We start from the raw sequence: 21,807 nt of genomic DNA, 5'->3' as shown, positions 1-21,807 counted from the left end.
ACTCTGTTTATATTATTTATCCACTAACGCTTTGCATCGTCACAAAACTGTAATCAAACAATTTAAGATACTGAAAAATATAACAAATGAATTAGATCGATCGTAAATAGATCGATCTTAAAACGATCCTCAACTGTGGAAAAGACTACTGGTGTCCTTTTATCCAACCACAGATTTCAGGCATAAAAAAAGCGACATCGTATCGATGTCGCCTAGCAAAAAGGGGTCAAAGCGTATTCAATTGAATCGTTAGCTTTGCCATAAAGCTATAAATTACACTGGAAGCAATGTGAGCAATGTCGTGTCAAAAAGAACTAGTGCAAGTTCAATTAAGTTCAGTGTCATCACCGTCTCCAAGTTGAATCTGGTAACTCGACGTCCTTGTGAACTTCTCTTATTCCCTAAGACGAGATAAATAATAATTATTCTCATTTATCCCGTCAACCCCTAAATGAGAAAAAATCTCATTTAATTTTTATGACAGTGCTACAACTGCTTCACGAAATGAATTCTTGATTCGACTAGGGGATCTTTTACTTCAAACTTTTCAATTAGATAACCATTCCTCAGCAAGAGTCTTAACATGGAAGGAAATTGATTACGGGATTTCACCTTAAGTTGAGAATAAGCGTGTTTTTTGACCCAGATCTCCTGATAATCGAGTAACTTCTGTGCCACCCCTTTATTTCTAGCTAGTGGTGATACCCCACCGAACCAGCTATAAAATGTGTTTTCGTCGATTTCATATCCAATTTTAAACCCAAGTAGCTGGCCATTTTCTTCAGCCACCTGAATGAGGTGTCGCTTACCGTCTAATCGTTCGGACAAGCTTTCTACGCTTTCTTTGTGTATGAACTCTTTGATAGTCGCGACGATTTCAACACACTCTTCTAGTGTTCCAAGTCGATACTCAATACTCATCGGCTCTCCTTAAGTAAAAATCCACCTGCATAGCAGGTGGCTTTGGTTGGCCCCCTATAAGGGGGCTCACTGCTATTTATCTAACCCTAGAAGCATTTGTCGCTCCTCTTCTTCTTTCCCCACACGATCTTGGTGCCTGACATATCTACGTATAATTTCCTCGTTCATCCCTACCGAATCAACAAAGTAACCTCGTTGCCAGAACTTATTACCCCAGAGCTTTTTCTTTCTCAAATACGGAAATTTGTTAAACAACCTAATCGCTGTACGACCTTTAACAAACCCCATGTAATTTGAGATACTCATGCTCGGCGGAAGCCTCACGACTAAATGGACATGATCAATTTGGACGTTAAGCTCGACAACCTTGCATTTCTTCATATTGCTGTAAACGTAGATACTTCGATACAGCTCTTTGCCTAAATTTCCTTTCAGAATCTTTAGTCGATATTTAGGTGTCCAAACAATATGATATTGGCACCGATGATAAACGTGTGAAGCGGATTCATATCTGCTCATGTTCGTTATTTCCTTCATTTGTTGGTTGCAAACGAGGACATCTTGAACATGAGCGTTCTTCGGGCAAAGCCCAAAAGAACGATCACCACCTTCTAAAGAAGGTGGTTTAGGGCCAGAAAACAACAAAGGCTGGCAAAAGCCAGCCTTTTAATATTTGTAAACTGAGTTATTCAGCGTCTTTTAGAAACTGAGCAGGCTGAGCATTTTCTTCTGCCAACCACTCAGCGACATCTTTAGCAAAGTAAGTCAGGATACCGTCTGCACCTGCACGCTTAAAGCAAAGCAGTGATTCCATCACAGTCTCACGCTCTTTAAGCCAACCGTTTTGGAATGCCGCCTTGTGCATCGCGTATTCACCCGAGACTTGATAAGCAAACGTCGGGACTTGCAGTTCCGATTTAACACGGCGCACCACGTCAAGATATGGCATACCCGGCTTGACCATCACCATGTCCGCGCCTTCGTTGACATCCATTGCGACCTCATGCACTGCTTCATCACTGTTGGCCGGATCCATCTGGTAGTTTTTCTTGTTACCACCTTTAAGGTTACCCGCTGAGCCGACTGCATCACGGAAAGGCCCATAGTAATAAGACGCGTATTTAGCAGAGTAAGCCATGATCTGAGTATTGATGTGGCCTGCTTCTTCCAGCGCTTCACGAATCGCGCCAATACGACCATCCATCATGTCTGACGGTGCAACAACATCAGCGCCCGCTTCTGCATGAGACAAAGCCTGTTTGACCAAAACTTCTGTCGTCGCGTCATTCAGGACGTAACCTTCTTCATCGATGATGCCGTCTTGGCCGTGCGTTGTGAATGGGTCAAGTGCCACATCAGTAATTACGCCAATTTCTGGCACATGCTCTTTCAAAGAACGGACCGCACGCTGAACCAAACCCTCTGGGTTGTACGCTTCAGCCGCACACAAGCTTTTTGCGTCCTGATTCACCACAGGGAACAATGCAATCGCCGGCACACCGAGTCTGGCTAAGTATTGTGCTTCTTCCAACATAAGGTCGATAGACAGGCGCTCAATCCCAGGCATAGAGTCAACGGTTTCGCGGCGGTCTTTTCCCATCAAAATAAACATTGGGTAAATCAGATCACTTGCCGTTAGTTGATTTTCAGCCATTAGGCGACGACTAAAGTCATGTTTACGTATACGACGCATGCGACGGCCAGGGAACTGACCTTGAATGGAAACTGACACTCTGTTCTCCTTGTGTGGTGAAAGTGCTTGATTTGCATGATATCACTCTTGAGTAATGACGCTAGCAGCAAGCGATAAAAATGCAAAAAATGACCAAATGCTCACACTGCCGTATACTCTGGCCAATCCAGCTTTACAGAGACAAACCATGATCGATACTCACGCCCATATTTATGCCAGCGAATTTGATAATGACCGCGACCAGGTGGTAGAGAGAGCCTTGGCTCAGGGGATAGACAAAATCCTGCTGCCAAACATCGATCTGGATTCAATTGAGCCGATGCTAAAAACTGAGGCGGCCTATCCGCAGGTATGTCGTTCTATGATGGGGCTTCACCCATGTTATGTCGATGGCAATGTTGAACAGACACTGCAGGTGATTCGCCATTGGTTTGAGAAACACAACTTCATTGCTGTGGGCGAAATCGGCATCGATCTCTACTGGGATAAAACCTATAAAGCCGAGCAGGAAATGGCGTTTGTCAGCCAGCTCAACTGGGCTAAAGAGATGAAGCTACCTGTCGTCATCCACACCCGTGACTCCATTGAAGAAACGCTGCAGCTACTTGAACAGGAACAAGATGGCTCGTTGTCTGGCGTATTCCACTGTTTTGGCGGCAGTGTTGAAGAAGCAAAAGCGATCAATGGATTAGGTTTTCACCTCGGTCTGGGAGGTGTGTCGACATTTAAAAATGGCGGGATGGACAAAGTCATTCCGTCTCTGGATATGGACTATGTCATTCTTGAAACGGACTGCCCTTACCTAGCTCCAGTACCACACCGTGGCAAACGCAATGAACCTGCATACACATCTTTGGTTGCACAGCGAGTCGCTGATTTACGTGACATCAGTGTCGACCAAGTCGATGCCATCACCACGTCCAACGCAACTAAGCTATTCCAACTGTAATACAAAAAAGGCTTGCCACTTGGCAAGCCTTTCTCTTATGTCAGGACCTAATATCAGACCTCTTCTTGTTCTTCTTCATCGTCACTCTTGCGCACATAGAAGCGCGCAAAGAACAAGCCGACCTCAAACAATAAGCACATTGGGATTGCCAGCAAGGTCTGCGAAATCATATCCGGCGGCGTCAGCATCATGCCAACGATAAACGCACCAACGATAATGTATGGGCGCTTTTCACTTAAGCTTTTCGGATCCGTCGCCCCCGTCCAGCACAGCAATATGATTGCCACCGGCACTTCAAACGCAATACCAAAGGCTAAGAACAACGCCAGCACAAAGTCGAGGTAGCTGGAAATATCCGTGGCGAACTCTACGCCGCCCAGTGATATCGCCGTAAAGAAGCCAAATACCAGTGGGAATACCACGAAATACGCGAAAGCCACGCCACAATAGAACAATAGCGAACTGGAAAACATCAATGGCATGATCAGACGTCGTTCATGCTTGTACAGACCGGGAGCAACAAACGCCCAAACCTGATAAAGAATGTACGGCACAGCCACAAAAATTGACGCGATTAACGTCAGCTTTAGCGGAGTGAAAAATGGCGATGCAACATCAGTCGCAATCATTGTCGCCCCTTCAGGCAGGCGTTCAACGAGAGGCGACGAGACAAACTCATAGATGTCATTCGCGAAATAGATCAGGCCAACAAACACCACCAGTACAGCGACAATCGCACGTAGCAGGCGATTACGTAGTTCCAGCAGATGGCTGATCAAAGGTTGTGTCTGCTCAACAGAAGACATGAAAACCTCTACTCTAAAAGATCGAAAAGGAGCTGCTCACAGCAGCTCCCCTAATGCGAGACTATTCGGCTTTTTTATCTGCCTGAGGTACCGGCTGGGCATCCAGTGACTCGACCGCATCTGCGGAGTGATTAGCTTCTGCAACGGACGGTTTGTCCACTTCAGCTTCAACGTTGGTAGACGCTGAATCGCTTTTACTCGCATATGGGCGTTGCACATCTTGCGCGGCTTGCTTGAGTTCTTCAACAGAAGACTTCAGCTCTGGCGACAGATCTTCCATCCCCATTTTCTCAGCTTTGCGCAAGTTTTCTTGCAGTTCCTGAACCTTTAGTTCATGTGAAAGCTCATCTTTCACACTATTTGCCATGTTTTTCGCCGCCCCAACAAATCGTGACACGCTGCGAATCGCATGAGGCAAACGCTCAGGACCAAGAACCACCAGCCCGACGACAGATATTAATACCAGTTCCCAGAAACCGATATCAAACACGTGTTACGCCTGCTCTTTATCTTTCTTTGTTTCAGCAGAAGCATCTGTCTTCTGCTGCTCAATGTTTTTTGGCTCAAAGTCCGCGTCTTTTTTCGCCGGCTCTTCGTCGTTCATGGCTTTCTTGAAGCCCTTCACTGCGCCACCTAGATCACCACCGATACCACGTAGTTTCTTAGTACCGAATAGAAGAATAACAATGACAGCAATAATCAGAAGTTGCCAAATACTAATACCACCCATTTTCTATACCTCGGGTTTTACTAAACAAATCATTTCAATAGCTTAACGTCTATTGACGATAAGCTCGCCAACTGAGCAGCCAAAATGTGACACCACCGATAGCGCTTGCCATGGATAGCTGCTCATACGCACTGTTGACCAATATTGCCGAGCATACGACTAATGTGGCCCCAATACCAAATAAAAATTTCCCCGTTGCCTGCTGACGTTTCGTAGTGCGGTAGCCTTGATAGAGCTGATCCATACGCTGATTCATCATCTTGCCCTGACGTAAACTGTCATACAGTAGCTCTGGCAATTCAGGCAGCTTCTCGGCCCAAAACGGCGCGCGATCCTTGACCGCATTAATCACTGCCTGCGGCCCTACTTGATTCATCATCCACTCTTCAAGGAATGGCTTTGCAGTTTCCCATAAATCAAGCTGTGGGTAGAGCTGACGCCCCAAGCCTTCCACATACAATAGGGTTTTCTGCAGCAGCACCAGCTGTGGCTGTACTTCCATATTGAAGCGGCGTGCGGTGTTAAATAGGTTCAGTAACACATGTCCGAACGAGATCTCACACAGCGGCTTAGCAAAAATCGGTTCACACACAATGCGAATGGCGAATTCAAACTCATCAACGTTCGTTTCACGTGGAACCCAACCTGATTCAACGTGTAACTCAGCCACACGGCGATAATCACGGTTAAAGAAGGCGAGGAAGTTTTCCGCCAGATAGCGTTTGTCTTCACTATTCAACGTTCCAACGATGCCACAGTCCAAACCAATCCACTGTGGATTGTCCGGATGCTCAGGGTTAACAAAAACGTTGCCCGGATGCATATCGGCATGGAAAAAGCTGTCGCGGAACACCTGAGTGAAAAAGACACTCACACCGCGCTCGGCCAATAGCTTCATATTGGTGCCATTGGCCTTCAAGCCTTCTATGTCAGAAACTTGGATGCCGTATATTCGCTCAGAAACCATTACAGTTTCATTACTAAAGTCCGTAATTACTTCAGGAACATACAATTCATCGCTGCCTTCAAAGTTTCTTCTCAGCTGAATCGCATTTGCCGCTTCTCGTCGTAAGTCCAACTCATCGAGGAGCGTTTTTTCATACTCACGCACCACTTCAACCGGTTTCAAACGACGTGCTTCAGGAAGTGCTTTGGCGACTATACGCGCCATTCGGTACATCAGTTTTAGATCTGCATCAATGACCGGACGAATATCTGGCCGGATAACCTTTAATACCACTTCTTGGTTAGTCGATTTGAGCTTGGCGGTATGGACTTGAGCGATCGATGCGGAGGCCAGTGGTTTGATATCAAAGTCGGTAAACCAATTTTCCAAAGGGCCACCTAACACCAGCTCAATCTGCTCTTTGGCTAGCTGACCATCAAAGGGAGAAACTTGGTCTTGAAGCAGCGCCAACGGATCGGCAATGTGCGCAGGGAAGAGATCACGTCGGGTCGACATCATCTGGCCAAACTTGATCCATACCGGACCAAGCTCCTGCAGAGCAAGGCGCAACCTTTCACCTAACTCTTTGTCAGCGTGTTGGTTTTTAATCCAAAATAGCGCTTTACGAGCAAGCAGAGGGGCTTTGGTTAACTGGTGATTAGGCAGTAGTTCATCGAGCCCGTATTCGAGCTGAACTTTGATTATACGATAGAGTCGTTTCAGTTCAGCCGGAGTCATGCGCGCTCCAGCAGCTGATTCAACTTAGCTTCAATGCGAGCAGCCTGACTTCTGACATCGTCAACCTGATCGCAGAAATGGGCAATTTCTAATGGCGCTGGCGCCAGTTTCCACTCTTCGGTAATGACCTGAGCAAGGTGGTTTTGATGCTTGTCCGCTTTTGCTTTAACAAACTGTCCTAAATTGGACACGCCTTGAACTAAGCTATGCGCCACCACATCCCCCGTGACGCGCGACAACCACTCTTCAATGTCAGGTTTGCAATCCGTCATGAGCTGAGAGAATTTCTGCGCCAGTTGAATATCGCCTTCCAGTATCACTTTGTCTTGCTTGATCAGCTTGGTGATATTGGATTGCTCACGCAGCTCTGGCAGCACCGATAGGTTTAATGATAGGTAGCAGTCTGGTTGACCTTCGTAATTCGCCAGAACATCAATTTGCTGGCTGAAAACAAAAGTCAGTGTCTTATTGAGCTCTTTGAGGTGAACTTGAATCACCTGGCCTTTAAGACGGGCAAGACGACGCCCCAGCTCTGGGTCGTCGTTAATAAGTGTATTGAGTGTTGATTCAATCGCAGCAGTAACAAGAGGTTCAAATGGCATAGCGATCCTTTAACCTCAGAATTTGTAGCCACGGTGCAGCGCAACGATGCCGCCGGTCAGGTTGTAGTAGCTGGCTTTCTCAAATCCAGCATTTTCCATCATCCCTTTCAAGGTTTCCTGATCCGGGTGCATACGAATAGACTCTGCCAGATAACGGTAGCTCTCAGAATCATTTGCTACCAGCTCACCCATTTTCGGCAATAGGTGGAATGAGTACGCATCGTAGATTTTTGACAAAGGCTCAAGCACAGGCTTAGAGAATTCGAGCACAAGAAGACGACCGCCAGGCTTCAAAACACGGAACATTGAGCGCAGGGCTTTGTCTTTGTCTGTCACGTTACGTAGACAGAAGCTGATGGTAATAGCATCAAAGTAATCATCTGGGAACGGCAGCTCTTCAGCGTTTGCCTGAACATAATGCACGTTGCCTACAATGCCGTTGTCACGCAGTTTGTCGCGGCCAACATTCAGCATTGAGTTGTTGATGTCAGCCAGAACCACATGGCCTTTTTCACCGACAATGCGAGAGAATTTCGCCGTCAGATCGCCCGTACCACCACCGAGGTCCAGCACACGCTGACCCGGACGCACACCACTGCAATCGATCGTGAATCGTTTCCAAAGACGATGCACACCACCCGACATAAAGTCGTTCATGATGTCGTATTTGGCCGCTACAGAGTGGAATACCTCTGCTACCTTGGCGACTTTCTCTTCTTTGGCGACTGTGGTGAAACCAAAATGCGTGGTTTCATTTGATTCTAAAGCTGTATTCGACTGCACGCTTGTATCCGTCATGATGATTCCTCTTCAAGCAACGCTATGAATAAATACGACCTGAGCGCTGCGGGCGATTAGTTTACTTTATCCTCAGCCGGATGTCTTTCAGCGATAGAATCATTTTCACTCATCGAGTTATTTTCTGTGAGCCCATCATATTGAGCCAGTTCTGTCAGGCTCGACGAGATTGGCTTTTTCACCTCAACACCAAGCTGCTTAAAGCTTTCCGCCTGACGAATCACGTTACCTCGACCAGTAGCGAGCTTGTTCATCGCGCCTTGATAATTCTGGTTCGCTTTATCCAGCGCACCGCCTAGGCTTTCCATGTCATCGACAAACAAACGCAACTTGTCGTACAGCTTACTGGCTCGCTCCGCAATGATTTGCGCATTTTGATTCTGTCGTTCGTTGCGCCACAAGTTATCGATCGTACGCAATGCCACCAGCAAGGTCGTCGGGCTGACCAGAATAATGTTTTGCTCCATCGCATCCTTGACCAGATCTGGGTCGGCCTGAATCGCAACCTGAAACGCTGGCTCAACTGGGATAAACATCAGCACGTAATCAAGGCTCTGAATGCCTTTAAGCTGATGATAGTCTTTCTGTGACAAACCTTTAATATGGCTTCTGACCGATAGTAAGTGGTCACTTAGTGCTTGTTCTTGATCTAACTCTGATTCGGCATTGAAGTAACGCTCATAGGCGACCAGCGTCATTTTAGAGTCGACCACCACCTGCTTATCTTGCGGCAAGTGGACAATCACATCCGGCTGATAGCGCTTACCTGCTTCATTCTGTAGGCTCACCTGAGTCTGGTACTCGTGCCCTTCACGCAATCCGGACTCCGCCAACACGCGCGCAAGGACGACCTCTCCCCAGTTGCCTTGCTGCTTGTTGTCACCTTTTAGTGCCTGAGTCAGGTTGACCGCTTCGCGCGTCATCTGTTCATTGAGGCGTTGCAGGTTCTTCAGCTCATGCACTAAGGTGTGTCGCTCTTTCGCTTCAACCGTAAAACTGTCATTGACCTGTTTCTTAAACCCTTCCAACTGTTCTTTCAGTGGCGATAGCAACCCTTCCAGACTTTGGCGGTTTTGTTGGTCGACTTTGGCGGTCTTAGCCTCAAATAGCTGATTGGCCAGATGTTCGAATTGCTGCTTGAGACGAGACTCCGCCTGTTCCAACAATTGCAATTTATCGTGGTTGGCTTTGTTCTCTTCTTGATGGCGAGCTTCTTGCTCTCTGAGCTGGGCTTCAAGCTGAGCTTTCTGATCGCGGCTTTGAGTCAGCTCCTCAGCGTATTGTTGTCTTTCTTGCTTAACCGCCTCGAAGTAACGCAATTTTTCTAGAACCGCCATCAATTTACCGTGGGACTGTTTGAGCTCATACGCGGCTTTATCTCGCTCGCTATCTAGCTCATCCAGTTCCTGTTGTGCTTGCTCTAGCTCTTTCTGTAACTGGCCGATTTTCGTTGTTGCCAGTTGCTGATTGGATTCAAGTTGTTGTTTTAAAAGCTGTTGATCAAAGCGTGTTTTCTGCCTGATCCACCAGCCCACTCCGACTCCGCTGATCGCCGCACTGCTAATAGCGCTGATAAGTAGGGCTTGGTTGTCCAGAATCCATTGCATAATAAAGGGTTAACTCTTATTTCAGGTACTGATTCAATGGTATTTTACCACTGGATAAATGTCCAGTTTGTCGGCTAGATATCGAACAGCTAGACTAAGCGCTCTCTAATCTGCCCTACCGCCAATCGCCAACGAATTTAACTTGTTGGTTTTAATAAAGGAACATCATGAACGAGCGTCGTGCTTTAGGTTTTGGTCTGTCTGCCGTCCTATTGTGGTCTACTGTAGCCACCGCCTTTAAATTAACTCTTGCCGAACTGACCCCGATTCAAATGCTGACCGTTGCCAGCCTGGTCTCAGCGCTGGCTCTGACCGCTGTATGTGCCATTCAGGGCAAACTGTCTTCGCTGGCTAGTACCTTCTTCGCGAATCCTTGGTATTACTTATTGCTTGGATTGATCAATCCACTGGCGTACTACGTCATCTTATTCAAAGCCTATGACTTACTTCCCGCCTCACAAGCGCAAGCGATCAACTATAGCTGGGCGATTACTTTGACTCTGATGGCTGCAGTCTTCCTCGGCCAGAAAATCCGCAAGCAGGACTGGATAGCCTGCACGCTGAGTTACTTTGGTGTAATTGTAATTGCTACTAAAGGTGATGTACTGGGCCTGAGTTTCGAGAGCCCGTTAGGGGTGGGACTGGCTCTGCTATCAACTCTGCTTTGGGCCAGCTACTGGATACTCAATACTAAAAACAAAGCCGACCCTATCGTCGGCGTGTTACTCGGTTTTTTGGTTGCAATACCATTTGCAATTGGCCTGAGCCTCTACGAAGGTGTCAGCTGGAACGGTATTTCTCTGCAAGGTTGGCTCGCGGTCAGTTACGTTGGTTTGTTCGAAATGGGCGTGACCTTTGTCCTGTGGCTTAGCGCCCTCAAACTGACGCAAAACACCGCGCGTATCAGCAACCTGATATTCGCGTCACCGTTTATTTCTCTGGCGTTGCTGGCGACCATCATTGGTGAAGAAATACATTCCACAACCTTGATCGGCTTAGTGTTGATCATTGCTGGACTGGTGATCCAGCAGATCAAATTTGGCAAAAAAGATCTCACGCAATCCGTGAGTTAACATTTTTAAAACAACTCGTAAGCCATCTCACTGCCTTGACCTCGCACCTGGTCGATTTGCTCAGCGAGATCTGGGGAGACACTTAACGCAACTGCTGCTTTATGTTGGCTGAGATAACTTTGCTTATCGTCCAGACTCAACATTGAATCCCACTGATGGTCTATATCACGAGCGAGGAACATCAGACATGCCAACTTTTTCGATTCAACCGCTTTCGCAGGATGATTGACGTTGGCAATCGCATCCACCAGCTGAGCAGGGAACTTCCACGTCTCAGCCAGTGCCGCGCCTAACTGCTGGGCATCAGTACCTAACACTTCGCGCTGTACATCGACAGGATTTTCGCCATTTTCCACCCGACGGCTGATTTCTAATGCCTGTTCTGGCTCTAAAGAGTGAATCATCAGCTCACCAATGTTGTGCAGAATACCGGCAATAAAAGCTTCATTAGGGTCAACTTTGACGTCTTTAGCAACTGTACTGGCAATGGTTGCCACTTCAAAAGTACTTGCCCAGTAATCTTTGATATTGAGGGTTTCCAGTTTAGGAAATGTTGAGGCGAGAATAGAAGAAGAAATCAAATTGCGAATCGCGCCAACACCAATTCGCACAATCGCGTCATTAATGTTGGAAACCCCTTTAACACCGCCGAATTGCGCTGAGTTTGCCATCCTTAACACACGTGCTAACAACACCTGATCCATGGCCATTTTCTTTGCCAGCTCACCAAAATCGATTTGTTCCCTGTTAACCATCTCCAGCAATTCCTGAAGTACGCTTTCGATTCTGGGTAATTCATTAATTCTTGAGATCAGCACTTGATAGCTCATATACCACTCCTTCAGCAAGTTCTGTCCATTTAATATAGGACAGAAATTGAGCAAAAGATCGATAACGCTTGTGCTAAGAGTTTGTGATCAACACTGTTTGTCCCGTAACCACTGGCGTGGCGACATTCCGGAAATATTATGAAAGGCGCGCGAAAACCCCGAATAACTACTGTAACCCACTTCATCCGCGACCCAGTTCAACGGTTTACGCTGCAACAATAACGATTGTGCGACTGAGATGCGCCATTTCTGCACATAATCTCCGGGCGTTTCTCCAACCACCGCTTTAAACGTATCGATGAACTGAGTGCGTGACATTGCCGCCACCGAGGCAAGCTCCACCAAGCTGAAGTGCCTTGCAGGTAACTGGTGCACAACAGAGGCCACAGCGGCGAGCCGAGGGTGGGCCAGCGCCGCAAATAGCCCCTGCTCTATTTTTTTCTCTTCCACCAAATGGCGAAAAATCAGAGCCATCAGAGCATCACTCAATTTGTCCATCAGAAACTGTTGCCCAGCTAAATCGCCGCCAGACTCACAAAATAAGGCATCAATGACAGGTGTCAGGCTTGGCGCAGCGCTAAATGGGATAACAATTACCTCAGGAAGTGCGGACAACAAAGGGTTCATCTGTCCAACGCGATATTCCACATTTGCGCACACCAGCTCCGCTCCGGACTCAACACCTTCAATGACGTGATTGGTCCCATGTGGCAGATAGAGAATAGATGGCTCAACAATATGGCGTGATTCACTGTGTGTTTTATCGAGTGTCAGCTCGCCAGACTGCAAAACGTGTAAATGGCCACTGTTTTGCAGATTTGCATTGAATGAAGACACACCACACAGGTGGCCGGAATAAAACACACCAGTACGTATTGAGCAGTGTTCCATGAGTTGTGAGAGTAAATCCATTTCATCTCCGGACTTTTCGCATAGTTTTTTGGCTTTTAGTCCCTCTATAGACCGGACAAGTCGACTAAATTCTTTCAGGCAAGGTAATCAAAACAGACAAGGAGCTTGCTATGTCACGCATCAAATCCACTGGTCAAAAACTCACTCTTCTGGCTGCAATGCTCGGTACCAGCTTTTCATTGATGGCAGCCGATATTGATATGAGCGTCGACCAAAACGACTTAGCGATCAAGGGATATGACCCTGTCGCTTACTTTACTGACAAAGGCGCTGTCCAAGGCAACTCACAGTTTACGGCAACGTATAAGAATGCCATTTATCACTTTGCCAACAGCGAAAATCGCGATCAGTTTCGTGCAGACCCTCAGGCATACGCGCCTCAATACGGTGGCTATTGCGCCTTTGGGGTTGCCATGGGTAAAAAGTTTGAGACTGATCCACAAGCTTGGAAGATAGAAGACGGCAAGTTGTACCTAAATTTAGATAAGACCGTGCAAAAGCGTTGGTTGGAAGACACTCAAGGCTTTATTCAGGATGCCAACGGCAATTGGCCAACAATTAAAACCGTTGCGGCAGATCAACTGTAACACGGCTGCGCCTCAATTCAGGGGCGCATCTTTTCCTTCCTGCCCAGCCAAAGGATTCCCACTTTCAATCGCTTGGCTCTCATTACATCAACATCGACTGTCGATTCAATGAGACAGAGCCAATAATTGATTAAAAAATATTCATGCGGTTGCATTGTCATAATAGTATATTGATCCTCTCAATAAGATTTGAGATGACAACAATAACTATAAAAAGCTGGCTGTATGATTATATTTCACTCTGTTCAGAATAAGCTTTCTAACACACAACGCGTCATTAAGATTGGTTACCGTGAAGCACAGGTTCTTGACCTGCTGCTCAAGCACTCCCCTGAAGTCGTCAAAAAGCATGACATCGTTCAGCACGCTTGGGGCAGTGAATATATTGGCGAAACGTCACTCGCGAAAAGCATCAGTACGCTGAGGCAGGCACTACTTAAATTGGGGGCCAAGGAGTCCCCGATAGTGACTGTACCTAAAGTCGGATATCGACTGGTCAGCCACAGTATTGAATATGCGCCCGCTGAACCGCCACCACAAATAGACAAATCCAACCCAGCGCCTAACCTCCCTACTTCGGCTGCATCATCGAGCCAGCGTGTTACATCCAACTTGTCTTTAAAGGAGTGCAAATCACCGCTGTGTTATGTCGCCGCGATTGCACTGTTATTTGCTTCCAGCATCCTGGCATTAAGTAAGGTGCATGGTTGGCGCTGGGAAGACATTCCGAGCGATCAACATCTGGCAAGACACACGGTTGGGCAACTTCAAGTCTTCACGGAATCGGAAACTCGCCTGAGTTTACCGCTACGCCAGTTGCTCTCACAGAATCAGTGCGATTGCGTGGTATACATAGAAAAAAACGAACGCTTTTCTGAGCTGTCGTGGCTAGACAGGCAGCGTCGCCAGTCGATTAATGTCTTTTATGCACCGGGACAGTTAAAACAAGTCTCGGCTCAGGTAGAACGTTTTATTCAGGAGGGACAACAATGATCCCATACCTCACCTTAGTAATCGCCACAGTTATCTTTTCTATTGTCCTCAACCTGCCTTGGTCGAATCGTATTGAGGATAACCGTTACCAGCACAGCGAAATCCATATCCAACCCGACAACCAAATTTTTCGCTCTGATGGACTGACTCGGATTGAAAACAACGAAGTCGTTCACCTTGCTTCACTTCAGGATGACAAAATGGAGCAACCGATAGTGATTCGTTTTCAGGGCCAAGCGGAATCATTCAGCCAGTTCGGCTTTTCGCTCTCTGGAATCATTAACTTACTCTCAGTACAGAAGTTAAGGCCTGTGATGAATGACGCGACCATTTCGCCATATCTACTGCTCAATGATGATCCTTACACGCTGGATATCGATATCCTCTATTCTGCCAACTGCTTTGTGATAGTCCGCGATAGACAGACCGGCCGAGCTCAACTGCTCGCCAAACGCTAAGCCTATCACTAGATTCTCACCTAACATTTGTTCTTTCCCTTCGCACGGGCTTCGCCTGTGCAAGTACCTCTGCTTTTCCGCTATCTAAACGCACCACAATTTTTCTAAATCTCATCGAAGCAAGATCACAAGCTGTAAACAGTCCATGTTTGCGTTGCATGAAATAAATAGTCAAAACAATACAAAACACTGAATTTTAAAGGAAATAAAATTCAACTATTTTCAGTACTGTAAATTATATGACTATGGAAAGGTAAACCTGTTGCTTTTGACAAGCAGCCAACAATGACAACACAACATCATAAAACTAAGAAAAATCACGAAAGGAAACGTCTATGTCTACGGTGAAAAAACATGTGTTATCAGCAGCTGTTCTTTCCGTTCTGTCTGCAGGCGCGCAAGCTAAGATTTATCCTGACCAGTTAGTGCTTGATCAACTGGGTGAAGATGTCTGCCGTTCTGGCTACCGCCCGATTGACCGCTTCGAAGCATCCGAACAGAAGGACTATATTGTTTCTCGCATGGGTCAGTGGCAAATCGCTGGCTTAAAAGACAATTGGGTGATCATGGGACCTGGCTACCATGGTCAAATTAAGCAGGATAATCCCAATGGCAGTACTTGGTGTTACCCTGACGATGCATTGTCTGAAATTCCAAACTACTCCTCAAAATCCATTCCAGAAGGTGACGAGCTGGATATTCAGTATGAACTGGTAACAAACCACTCTAATTTCGTGCGTCCGTTGAGCTACCTCGCCCATTACCTCGGTTATGCTTGGGTTGGTGGCAACCATAGCCAATATGTCGGCGAGGATATTGATGTCAGACGTGAAGGCAACGGTTGGGTGATTCAAGGCAATAATGACGGTTCATGCGATGGCTATCGCTGCGATGAGAAAACCAAAATCACTGTCGATAACTTTGCCTATACCCTTAACGATAGCGATTTCTGGCACGGTACTGTGACCGAATCGGATCGCCAGCTGGTGAAAACCGTAACGGCGGTTGCTCGCAACAACAGTGACATCCCACAGCAAGTGGTAGTGGACCTAAAAGTGGATGAATCAACCAACTGGTCAAAAACCAACAGCTATGGCTTTGCTCAGAAGGTATCGACAGAAAACACCTTTAAGTGGCCTTTGGTCGGCGACACTAAGCTGACGATTACGCTCGAAGCCAATCAGAGCTTCGCCAGCACGAATGGCGGATCCACCAGCGAGCAGGTGACGCTTCAGGCAAGGCCTACGGTGCCCGCTCACTCTGAAATCCCGATTCGTGTCGAGCTTTACCGTTCCAGCATCTCTTATCCATATCGCTTTGGCGCAGATATCAGCTACGACGTCGAATTTAATGGCTTCCTGCGCTGGGGTGGCAACGCTTGGCATTCTCACCCAGACAACCGCCCTTACAAAGCACACACCTTTACAATGGGACGCGGTAGTGAAAACTCAGCAGATATCCGTTATCAATGGGATCACCGCTATATTCCAGGTGAAGTCAAATGGTGGGATTGGAGCTGGGCGATCAATGAAAATGGTTTAGGTAACATGCAGTACGCAACAGGAGCAAGCCTACGTCCGTTTTACTCTCATGTTTCCGGCGATTTCTACGCGGAATCGCAATTTGCTGGCACGATCGAAATCGGTCAAGCCACACCAATTGGCAACGCTGCACAAAGCAGCCGCGTCAAACGCTCTGCGGAAGCTCTGGTTAGTGAACATATCGGTGATATAGAAGTCACAACCAACTTTGACGCACAAGAACTTGAGGCACTTGGCTTTGGTGATGCTCAGCTGACCATCACACCAGCCAAATAACTTTGCCTGTAGCCCGAAACGCAAAACGGAAGAGCTCCCCACTCTTCCGTTTTTTTCTTGATAAGACTTATACCCACTGGCCGGCAACAAACCCTGAGCTCCAGCACCACTGGAAGTTGTACCCTCCAAGCCAACCCGTCACGTCCATCACTTCACCAATGAAATACAGTCCTTTGACGTCCTTGCACTCCATCGTTTTTGAAGACAGGTGATCGGTATCAACGCCACCTAACGTTACTTCCGCAGTGCGGTACCCTTCCGTTCCGTTAGGCGCTATGGTCCAATTTTCTAGTTGCTGAGCAATCTGCTTCAGCTGATTCATACCAAACTGCTTGAGTGGTAGATCGGTCAACACTTTACGCTCAATCAGCACTTCTACTAAGCGCTTCGGTAAGACTTTGGCTAGGGTGTTTTTCAGGCTTTGGTTGGGGTGCTTTTCCAAAGAACGGGTCAGCAAGGTATCAATGTCAGCTTCCGGTACCAGATTCACGGTCACTGCCTCGCCGGGCTTCCAGTAGGACGAAACCTGCAGGACAGAAGGGCCAGATAACCCTCGGTGAGTAAACAACAGGGCTTCTTTGAAGGTTGTATTGTTTTGCGTGGTGATTTCGACAGGAATCGCGATACCGGACAGCTCAGCGAAATCCTCTTTATCTTCTTTGTGTAAGGTAAATGGCACCAAGCCCGCCGTCGTCGGCAACACGGGCAAACCAAATTGTTCTGCGACTTTGTAGCCAAAGGGTGTGGCACCCAGCTTTGGCATCGACAATCCACCAGTCGCCACCACCAAGGAGTGGCATTCAATCACATTGGTATTAGCGTGCAGCTCAAAGCCCGTGTCGGTTTTTTCGATATGGTGAATGTCCTGACGATAACGTTGCTCAACCGTCGGCAAATCACACTCTGCCAACAACATTTTGACGATGTCTTTCGAGTCGCAATCACCAACACAAAACAGCTGACCATGATCGCGCTCTTCAAACTGGATTTCATGTTTGTAGATCATCGAGATAAAGTCCCAGTTGGTGTACTGGGCCAGTGCCGATTTTACGAAATGCGGATTACTGCACAGGTAGTTTTTGGCTGAGACATCGTAGTTAGTGAAATTACAACGCCCACCACCCGAAATAAGAATCTTGCGGCCCGGTTTTTTAGCGTGATCCAGCACAAGCACTTTTCGCCCACGCTTACCCGCTTCTGCAGCACACATTAATCCTGCCGCACCTGCACCGATGACGACCACATCAAACTTTTCCGCCATGACCTTTTCTCAACCAAAATCCAATAAAAAAGGATGTGCATTTAGCACATCCTTAGCCAGTTTCGGCGCTATTCTAACCACAAATGGAACGCTTGCCAAATCACCTGTTATAAGATGAATGCCGCAAGTAAAGTTACCCCGAGTAGTGACGTAGATAGAATAAAGAGTTCTCTGACCCGTTCGCATTTGCCGGTAAACACTTCATCATGGTGATGGTGGTACTCTTTGCTCTTCAGATAATGAAACAGACGCACTTGTTTAGTGACATTACCATGAGTGGTAAAGAAGCCGTTTCCATCGACTTGCTGATAGAGCAGCGGGTGCGCTTCACGCATGATGTAGATGAGAGAACGCAGTGCAGTCAAGTATCTGGCCATGTTCACCAGAGTTACCAACATAAGCGTGAATAGAATGGTATCAGCATTGATCATCTTTTCCTCCCTACACCTTCTACCTGAAGCCCAGAAGAAAAAGACGATCTGCTTAGAGAGTCTTTCGCTGAAGTTTATTCAGCAGGGGCATCCATGATAGAAGATGAACCTTCTTTCGCTAGAGCCGCTAGGTCTTTGTCAATAAAGAACAGCGCCTTGCCGTCTTCACCAACCAACTCTAGCTTGTCTAAAATCCCTTTAAACAACTTCTCTTCCTCGTGCTGCTCAGCGACGTACCACTGCAAGAAGTTGAAAGTAGAGTAATCTTGGGATGTAAACGCTACGTGAGCCAGCGTGTTGATTTTCTGAGTAATCATCTGCTCATGCTCGTAGGTTTCACGGAAAACATCGCCTAGGCTGCCAAACTCATGTTTTGGTGCATCGATCGCACCCAGAATTGGCATCGCGCCAGTCTCGCTCACATAAGTGAATAGTCGCTGCATATGCTCCATTTCTTCTACGGCGTGTGTACGTAAAAACTCAGCAGCACCTTCGAAACCATTGTCTTCACACCAAGCACTCATTTGTAAGTATAGATTGGATGAGAAAAATTCGAGATTAATTTGCTCATTCAATTGATCAACCATTGCCTGTGAAAGCATTTATCACTCCTAATTAACTCGATGAACTTCAATGAACTATATCATTAGCCAACCATAACACTTTGACGAATGAATGTGGATCTGAGATCACTGCGGCAAAAATATTCTAACCTTAATGCTAACCTGTAATTAGACACCTAAAGGAGATAGCACTATGAGTTATCAGCATATTTTGGTTGCCGTTGACCTATCTGAAGACAGTAAGGTTTTGGTCGACAAAGCGGTGGCTCTCGCCAAACCTCTTCAGGCCGATGTCTCTTTCATTCACATCGATGTCAATTACGCCGAACTGTATACCGGGCTGATTGATATCAATCTGGCCGAGACTCAACACCAGGCGATTGAAGCCTCACAACAGCAACTACAGAGCTTTGCAGAGCATGCAAATTATCCGATCAAACATACGCTCGTAGGTAGCGGTGATTTGGGTAATGAGCTGTGCGATACCATCAAAGAGTTCAATATCGATATGGTGGTCTGTGGTCACCATCAGGATTTCTGGAGCAAACTGCTGTCTTCCACCCGACAGCTGATCAATTGCTCTCCGGTCGACATGTTGGTCGTGCCACTTAAAGACTGATCACGGCAGAGTTTTCGTATAGACTGCAGAACAGTTGTTGATAATGAGTATTAATTATGGGTTATCTATCTGCAGTCACCCTATTGTGGGCGTTCTCGTTTAGCCTGATTGGCGTTTACCTCGCTGGTCAGGTCGATTCTTGGTTCTCTGTGCTGATGCGCGTTGCGCTCGCCAGTTTGGTGTTTATTCCATTCCTTAAATTCAAAGGGATCGATAAATCGCTAATCATTAAGCTGATGACCGTAGGCGGTTTCCAGCTTGGTTTAATGTATTGCTTCTACTACCAGTCTTTTCTTTTACTCTCTGTACCGGAAGTTCTACTGTTCACCGTATTCACACCTATCTACGTCACCTTGATTTACGATTTACTCAAAGGTCGATTCTCACCTTGGTACCTAGTAACTGCCGCTATAGCGGTGGCGGGCGCAGCCTTTATTAAATTTGCAGGTATCAATGAGAACTTCCTGATCGGTTTCCTTGTTGTGCAAGGTGCTAACGTATGTTTTGCCATCGGTCAGGTGGGTTACAAATACCTGATGGAGAAGCAACCGGTTGATTTACCCCAGCATACAATCTTTGGTTATTTCTACTTAGGTGCTCTGTGTGTTGCCTTAGTGGCGTTTGCGTTGATGGGCAATATCGATAAGATGCCAACCACCAGCACGCAATGGGGCATTCTGATTTATCTAGGTCTGATCGCTTCAGGTTTCGGCTACTTTGCCTGGAACAAAGGGGCGACCATGGTGAACGCTGGCGCGCTAGCGGTGATGAACAACGCGCTGGTTCCTGCTGGGCTTATCGTCAACATAGTGATTTGGAATCGAGACGTTGACCTAACCCGCCTAGCGATTGGCGGTGCGATCATCATGCTGTCGTTGTGGATTAACGAAACCTGGGTCAAACGTAAAGTCGCCCAAGGTTATCAAGCCGCAAGCTAACAAAAAAACGCTCTCCAGTTGGAGAGCGTTTTTTTATCAATGCATATTGGGTGTCGATGCCGGTTCGAACATTTCTGGTGGCAGGTTCAAGGCAGGGTTTTGACTGAGACGTGCCTTAATTTTAGCCTCGTGCTTTTGCAGTTTGTGTTGCTTCTTAGCCAGCTTCAATAGCTTCTTCTGCTGCTTGTAATGTTTCTTAAGTGCTTTCTTAGCCTTCTTAATCGCTTTCTTATCGGACAAGTCCAACGTCAGCTCGTCAGCAGTGGTTTTGGCTTCTGTAGGCACCTTAGGCTGTGCTTTCTCTTTAACCCGCTCCACCACGCGGCGCACTGCTTGAGACTTCTCTTCAGAAAGACGAGGCACTTGAGTCTCTTGAGGTGGTAAAGCTTCCGCTAACAAACCACAGGCACGTTGTTGCTCTATAGGTTTGTTCTGGCACTGCTGAGGAGGAATGGCGGCAGGTTTGCACAAAGAGGTTTTCTCTGCTGAAGAGCGAGCACAAGAACGACAGACAAACTTAGGTGCGACCACCAAACGATGGATTTCATTTAATCCATCGGCAATTTGCTTGCGATTCATCTTACAAAGTCGTTTAGCCATGCTACCACTCCAGCTAAGAATACGAATAATTCTTAGTATGATATACCTGCATGGTGACGATTAAGCAAGCACTAAATAACGCTGTAAAACGCAATTGAGTGCTAAGTCATTGATGCATTCACATAAACGTCAAAACGATTTTTTTTCGTCTCAATAGCCATCGCGGGCTTTTGCCCATCCAGCCATTCGGCATAGTCAGGTCTCTTAACCACCACCCTTTTGCTCGCAAGGGCTAACGCAGGTTCTAACAGCTTATCAGCATCCAGATCAGCCCCGACCAGAGACTGAAACACTCGCATTTCTTTTTTGACTAATGCGCTCTTCTTTTTGCCTTCTGGGTGCGGGTACATAGGGTCTAAGTAAACCACATCAGGCTTAGTAAACTCCGCGTCGCTGGCGAGAGATTCTAGGGCGTTATGGCTAGAAGCATGCAGCAGAGACATCCGCTCGCTGACCCAGTCTCCGATTTCTGGGTCCTGCTTCGCACGTTCAAGGCCATCATCTAACAGCGCAGCCACAACAGGGTGACGTTCCACCATCTGCACTTTACACCCAAGTGAGGCTAGTACAAACGCATCACGCCCCAACCCCGCCGTACCGTCGAGCACAGTGGGAGTCACGCCTTTGTTCAAACCAGCGGCTTTTGCAATCGCCTGCCCTTTTCCGCCACCAAATTTGCGCCTGTGAGCCACTGCACCACCCGCTAGGTCGACGAAGATAGCGCCCAACTTAGGCTCATCGACTTTACGCAGCTCTAAGCGTTCCGCAGTCAGAACCAAAGCAAAAGCGCTTTGTTCATCGTGTGAGAGCCCCCAGCGTTGAGCCAACTGATTCAGTTGCTCATTTCGGTTCGGATCTTCACTAATGAGTTGTAGCTGCACGATAGGCTCCATAGGGGTGGTCAAATTTCTCGGGCGCCAGTGTAATGGATTTTG

The 21,807-nt window shown here is 47.1% G+C and carries 25 protein-coding genes; 8 read left to right on the top strand and 17 right to left on the bottom strand.

Annotation, left to right across the window (positions count from 1 at the left end):
- Positions 1 to 486: 486 nt before the first annotated feature.
- From VIC_RS02460 to hemB, 3 genes are all read right to left on the bottom strand, one after another.
- On the bottom strand, positions 487 to 921 hold the full coding sequence (locus tag VIC_RS02460; protein ID WP_006957574.1) for a GNAT family N-acetyltransferase: 435 nt from the start codon (positions 919 to 921) through the stop codon (positions 487 to 489).
- Positions 922 to 993: 72 nt separating this feature from the next.
- Positions 994 to 1,440, bottom strand: a complete 447-nt coding sequence (gene tnpA, locus VIC_RS02455; RefSeq protein WP_039951144.1) for an IS200/IS605 family transposase — start codon at positions 1,438 to 1,440, stop codon at positions 994 to 996.
- Between the two features lie 166 nt (positions 1,441 to 1,606).
- Positions 1,607 to 2,653, bottom strand: a complete 1,047-nt coding sequence (hemB, locus tag VIC_RS02450) for a porphobilinogen synthase (RefSeq protein ID WP_006957572.1) — start codon at positions 2,651 to 2,653, stop codon at positions 1,607 to 1,609.
- Between the two features lie 148 nt (positions 2,654 to 2,801).
- Between hemB and VIC_RS02445 the strand changes: the two genes are divergently transcribed.
- Positions 2,802 to 3,563, top strand: coding sequence for a TatD family hydrolase (locus tag VIC_RS02445; RefSeq protein WP_029236301.1), 762 nt, complete (start codon positions 2,802 to 2,804; stop codon positions 3,561 to 3,563).
- Positions 3,564 to 3,616: 53 nt separating this feature from the next.
- On the opposite strand, the gene tatC is transcribed toward VIC_RS02445, so the two are convergent.
- The 7 genes from tatC to rmuC all read right to left on the bottom strand — a co-directional run bounded on the left by tatC (position 3,617) and on the right by rmuC (position 9,790).
- Positions 3,617 to 4,369, bottom strand: coding sequence for a twin-arginine translocase subunit TatC (gene tatC, locus VIC_RS02440; RefSeq protein WP_006957567.1), 753 nt, complete (start codon positions 4,367 to 4,369; stop codon positions 3,617 to 3,619).
- Between the two features lie 61 nt (positions 4,370 to 4,430).
- Positions 4,431 to 4,859, bottom strand: coding sequence for a Sec-independent protein translocase protein TatB (tatB, locus tag VIC_RS02435; protein ID WP_006957565.1), 429 nt, complete (start codon positions 4,857 to 4,859; stop codon positions 4,431 to 4,433).
- Positions 4,860 to 4,862: 3 nt separating this feature from the next.
- Complete coding sequence (tatA, locus tag VIC_RS02430; RefSeq protein ID WP_006957564.1) at positions 4,863 to 5,099, bottom strand: Sec-independent protein translocase subunit TatA; 237 nt, start codon at positions 5,097 to 5,099, stop codon at positions 4,863 to 4,865.
- Between the two features lie 49 nt (positions 5,100 to 5,148).
- The gene (gene ubiB, locus VIC_RS02425) at positions 5,149 to 6,783 is read right to left on the bottom strand and encodes a ubiquinone biosynthesis regulatory protein kinase UbiB (RefSeq protein ID WP_006957562.1); all 1,635 of its coding nucleotides are present in this window, start codon (positions 6,781 to 6,783) and stop codon (positions 5,149 to 5,151) included.
- Positions 6,780 to 7,385, bottom strand: a complete 606-nt coding sequence (locus VIC_RS02420; RefSeq protein WP_006957560.1) for a ubiquinone biosynthesis accessory factor UbiJ — start codon at positions 7,383 to 7,385, stop codon at positions 6,780 to 6,782. The genes ubiB and VIC_RS02420 overlap by 4 nt, the downstream gene beginning before the upstream one ends.
- Positions 7,386 to 7,400: 15 nt before the next feature.
- A complete protein-coding gene (ubiE, locus tag VIC_RS02415; protein ID WP_006957559.1) occupies positions 7,401 to 8,183 on the bottom strand; it encodes a bifunctional demethylmenaquinone methyltransferase/2-methoxy-6-polyprenyl-1,4-benzoquinol methylase UbiE in 783 nt (260 codons plus the stop codon).
- Between the two features lie 56 nt (positions 8,184 to 8,239).
- Positions 8,240 to 9,790, bottom strand: coding sequence for a DNA recombination protein RmuC (gene rmuC / locus VIC_RS02410; protein ID WP_006957558.1), 1,551 nt, complete (start codon positions 9,788 to 9,790; stop codon positions 8,240 to 8,242).
- Positions 9,791 to 9,957: 167 nt separating this feature from the next.
- Here rmuC and VIC_RS02405 point away from each other — a divergent pair, with 167 nt between their 5' ends.
- The gene (locus VIC_RS02405; protein ID WP_006957557.1) at positions 9,958 to 10,863 is read left to right on the top strand and encodes a DMT family transporter; all 906 of its coding nucleotides are present in this window, start codon (positions 9,958 to 9,960) and stop codon (positions 10,861 to 10,863) included.
- A gap of 5 nt (positions 10,864 to 10,868) precedes the next feature.
- Here the strand turns inward: VIC_RS02405 and VIC_RS02400 are convergent, their stop codons facing one another.
- The gene (locus VIC_RS02400; RefSeq protein WP_006957556.1) at positions 10,869 to 11,693 is read right to left on the bottom strand and encodes an HDOD domain-containing protein; all 825 of its coding nucleotides are present in this window, start codon (positions 11,691 to 11,693) and stop codon (positions 10,869 to 10,871) included.
- A gap of 87 nt (positions 11,694 to 11,780) precedes the next feature.
- Positions 11,781 to 12,605, bottom strand: coding sequence for an AraC family transcriptional regulator (locus VIC_RS02395; RefSeq protein WP_006957555.1), 825 nt, complete (start codon positions 12,603 to 12,605; stop codon positions 11,781 to 11,783).
- Between the two features lie 110 nt (positions 12,606 to 12,715).
- On the opposite strand from VIC_RS02395, the gene VIC_RS02390 reads away from it, so the two are divergent.
- From VIC_RS02390 to VIC_RS02375, 4 genes are all read left to right on the top strand, one after another.
- Complete coding sequence (locus VIC_RS02390; protein WP_006957554.1) at positions 12,716 to 13,192, top strand: YHS domain-containing (seleno)protein; 477 nt, start codon at positions 12,716 to 12,718, stop codon at positions 13,190 to 13,192.
- A gap of 225 nt (positions 13,193 to 13,417) precedes the next feature.
- Entirely contained in the window at positions 13,418 to 14,185 is a 768-nt protein-coding gene (locus VIC_RS02385) for a winged helix-turn-helix domain-containing protein (RefSeq protein ID WP_006957553.1), read from the top strand.
- Positions 14,182 to 14,643, top strand: a complete 462-nt coding sequence (locus tag VIC_RS02380) for a hypothetical protein (protein ID WP_006957552.1) — start codon at positions 14,182 to 14,184, stop codon at positions 14,641 to 14,643. Before VIC_RS02385 ends, VIC_RS02380 begins: the two co-directional genes overlap by 4 nt.
- 335 nt (positions 14,644 to 14,978) lie before the next feature.
- Entirely contained in the window at positions 14,979 to 16,460 is a 1,482-nt protein-coding gene (locus VIC_RS02375; protein WP_006957551.1) for an aerolysin family beta-barrel pore-forming toxin, read from the top strand.
- 67 nt (positions 16,461 to 16,527) lie between these two features.
- On the opposite strand, the gene VIC_RS02370 is transcribed toward VIC_RS02375, so the two are convergent.
- The 3 genes from VIC_RS02370 to ftnA form a co-directional block, all read right to left on the bottom strand.
- The gene (locus tag VIC_RS02370) at positions 16,528 to 17,721 is read right to left on the bottom strand and encodes a BaiN/RdsA family NAD(P)/FAD-dependent oxidoreductase (RefSeq protein WP_006957550.1); all 1,194 of its coding nucleotides are present in this window, start codon (positions 17,719 to 17,721) and stop codon (positions 16,528 to 16,530) included.
- Positions 17,722 to 17,828: 107 nt separating this feature from the next.
- Positions 17,829 to 18,152 carry a universal stress protein UspB gene (gene uspB, locus VIC_RS02365; protein ID WP_006957549.1) on the bottom strand — a complete coding sequence of 108 codons (324 nt, stop codon included), beginning with the start codon at positions 18,150 to 18,152 and terminating at the stop codon, positions 17,829 to 17,831.
- A gap of 74 nt (positions 18,153 to 18,226) precedes the next feature.
- On the bottom strand, positions 18,227 to 18,754 hold the full coding sequence (gene ftnA, locus VIC_RS02360) for a non-heme ferritin (protein ID WP_006957548.1): 528 nt from the start codon (positions 18,752 to 18,754) through the stop codon (positions 18,227 to 18,229).
- A 154-nt stretch (positions 18,755 to 18,908) separates the two neighbouring features.
- Here ftnA and uspA point away from each other — a divergent pair, with 154 nt between their 5' ends.
- Complete coding sequence (uspA, locus tag VIC_RS02355) at positions 18,909 to 19,334, top strand: universal stress protein UspA (RefSeq protein WP_006957547.1); 426 nt, start codon at positions 18,909 to 18,911, stop codon at positions 19,332 to 19,334.
- Positions 19,335 to 19,390: 56 nt separating this feature from the next.
- A complete protein-coding gene (locus VIC_RS02350; protein WP_006957546.1) occupies positions 19,391 to 20,272 on the top strand; it encodes a carboxylate/amino acid/amine transporter in 882 nt (293 codons plus the stop codon).
- 36 nt (positions 20,273 to 20,308) lie between these two features.
- Here VIC_RS02350 and VIC_RS02345 read toward each other — a convergent pair whose 3' ends face one another.
- Both VIC_RS02345 and VIC_RS02340 read right to left on the bottom strand, forming a co-directional pair.
- Positions 20,309 to 20,872, bottom strand: a complete 564-nt coding sequence (locus tag VIC_RS02345) for a hypothetical protein (RefSeq protein ID WP_006957545.1) — start codon at positions 20,870 to 20,872, stop codon at positions 20,309 to 20,311.
- 101 nt (positions 20,873 to 20,973) lie between these two features.
- The gene (locus tag VIC_RS02340) at positions 20,974 to 21,753 is read right to left on the bottom strand and encodes a class I SAM-dependent methyltransferase (protein WP_006957544.1); all 780 of its coding nucleotides are present in this window, start codon (positions 21,751 to 21,753) and stop codon (positions 20,974 to 20,976) included.
- Positions 21,754 to 21,807 lie beyond the last annotated feature (54 nt).

Origin of the sequence: Vibrio coralliilyticus ATCC BAA-450 (assembly GCF_000176135.1) — a bacterium.
GTDB lineage: Bacteria > Pseudomonadota > Gammaproteobacteria > Enterobacterales > Vibrionaceae > Vibrio > Vibrio coralliilyticus.
This window is presented reverse-complemented; position numbering and strand designations above follow the sequence as displayed.

Excerpts from the sequence above, each read along its gene's own strand:
- uspB (WP_006957549.1), bottom strand. The coding sequence starts at position 18,152 with ATGATCAATGCTGATACCATTCTATTCACGCTTATGTTGGTAACTCTG.
- VIC_RS02370 (WP_006957550.1), bottom strand. The coding sequence starts at position 17,721 with ATGGCGGAAAAGTTTGATGTGGTCGTCATCGGTGCAGGTGCGGCAGGA.
- VIC_RS02375 (WP_006957551.1), top strand. The coding sequence starts at position 14,979 with ATGTCTACGGTGAAAAAACATGTGTTATCAGCAGCTGTTCTTTCCGTT.
- ftnA (WP_006957548.1), bottom strand. The coding sequence starts at position 18,754 with ATGCTTTCACAGGCAATGGTTGATCAATTGAATGAGCAAATTAATCTC.
- tnpA (WP_039951144.1), bottom strand. The coding sequence starts at position 1,440 with ATGAGCAGATATGAATCCGCTTCACACGTTTATCATCGGTGCCAATAT.
- VIC_RS02385 (WP_006957553.1), top strand. The coding sequence starts at position 13,418 with ATGATTATATTTCACTCTGTTCAGAATAAGCTTTCTAACACACAACGC.
- tatC (WP_006957567.1), bottom strand. The coding sequence starts at position 4,369 with ATGTCTTCTGTTGAGCAGACACAACCTTTGATCAGCCATCTGCTGGAA.
- uspA (WP_006957547.1), top strand. The coding sequence starts at position 18,909 with ATGAGTTATCAGCATATTTTGGTTGCCGTTGACCTATCTGAAGACAGT.
- VIC_RS02380 (WP_006957552.1), top strand. The coding sequence starts at position 14,182 with ATGATCCCATACCTCACCTTAGTAATCGCCACAGTTATCTTTTCTATT.
- VIC_RS02345 (WP_006957545.1), bottom strand. The coding sequence starts at position 20,872 with ATGGCTAAACGACTTTGTAAGATGAATCGCAAGCAAATTGCCGATGGA.
- tatA (WP_006957564.1), bottom strand. The coding sequence starts at position 5,099 with ATGGGTGGTATTAGTATTTGGCAACTTCTGATTATTGCTGTCATTGTT.
- VIC_RS02390 (WP_006957554.1), top strand. The coding sequence starts at position 12,716 with ATGTCACGCATCAAATCCACTGGTCAAAAACTCACTCTTCTGGCTGCA.
- VIC_RS02445 (WP_029236301.1), top strand. The coding sequence starts at position 2,802 with ATGATCGATACTCACGCCCATATTTATGCCAGCGAATTTGATAATGAC.
- VIC_RS02395 (WP_006957555.1), bottom strand. The coding sequence starts at position 12,605 with ATGGATTTACTCTCACAACTCATGGAACACTGCTCAATACGTACTGGT.
- VIC_RS02350 (WP_006957546.1), top strand. The coding sequence starts at position 19,391 with ATGGGTTATCTATCTGCAGTCACCCTATTGTGGGCGTTCTCGTTTAGC.
- VIC_RS02405 (WP_006957557.1), top strand. The coding sequence starts at position 9,958 with ATGAACGAGCGTCGTGCTTTAGGTTTTGGTCTGTCTGCCGTCCTATTG.
- rmuC (WP_006957558.1), bottom strand. The coding sequence starts at position 9,790 with ATGCAATGGATTCTGGACAACCAAGCCCTACTTATCAGCGCTATTAGC.
- VIC_RS02460 (WP_006957574.1), bottom strand. The coding sequence starts at position 921 with ATGAGTATTGAGTATCGACTTGGAACACTAGAAGAGTGTGTTGAAATC.
- VIC_RS02420 (WP_006957560.1), bottom strand. The coding sequence starts at position 7,385 with ATGCCATTTGAACCTCTTGTTACTGCTGCGATTGAATCAACACTCAAT.
- ubiB (WP_006957562.1), bottom strand. The coding sequence starts at position 6,783 with ATGACTCCGGCTGAACTGAAACGACTCTATCGTATAATCAAAGTTCAG.
- ubiE (WP_006957559.1), bottom strand. The coding sequence starts at position 8,183 with ATGACGGATACAAGCGTGCAGTCGAATACAGCTTTAGAATCAAATGAA.
- VIC_RS02400 (WP_006957556.1), bottom strand. The coding sequence starts at position 11,693 with ATGAGCTATCAAGTGCTGATCTCAAGAATTAATGAATTACCCAGAATC.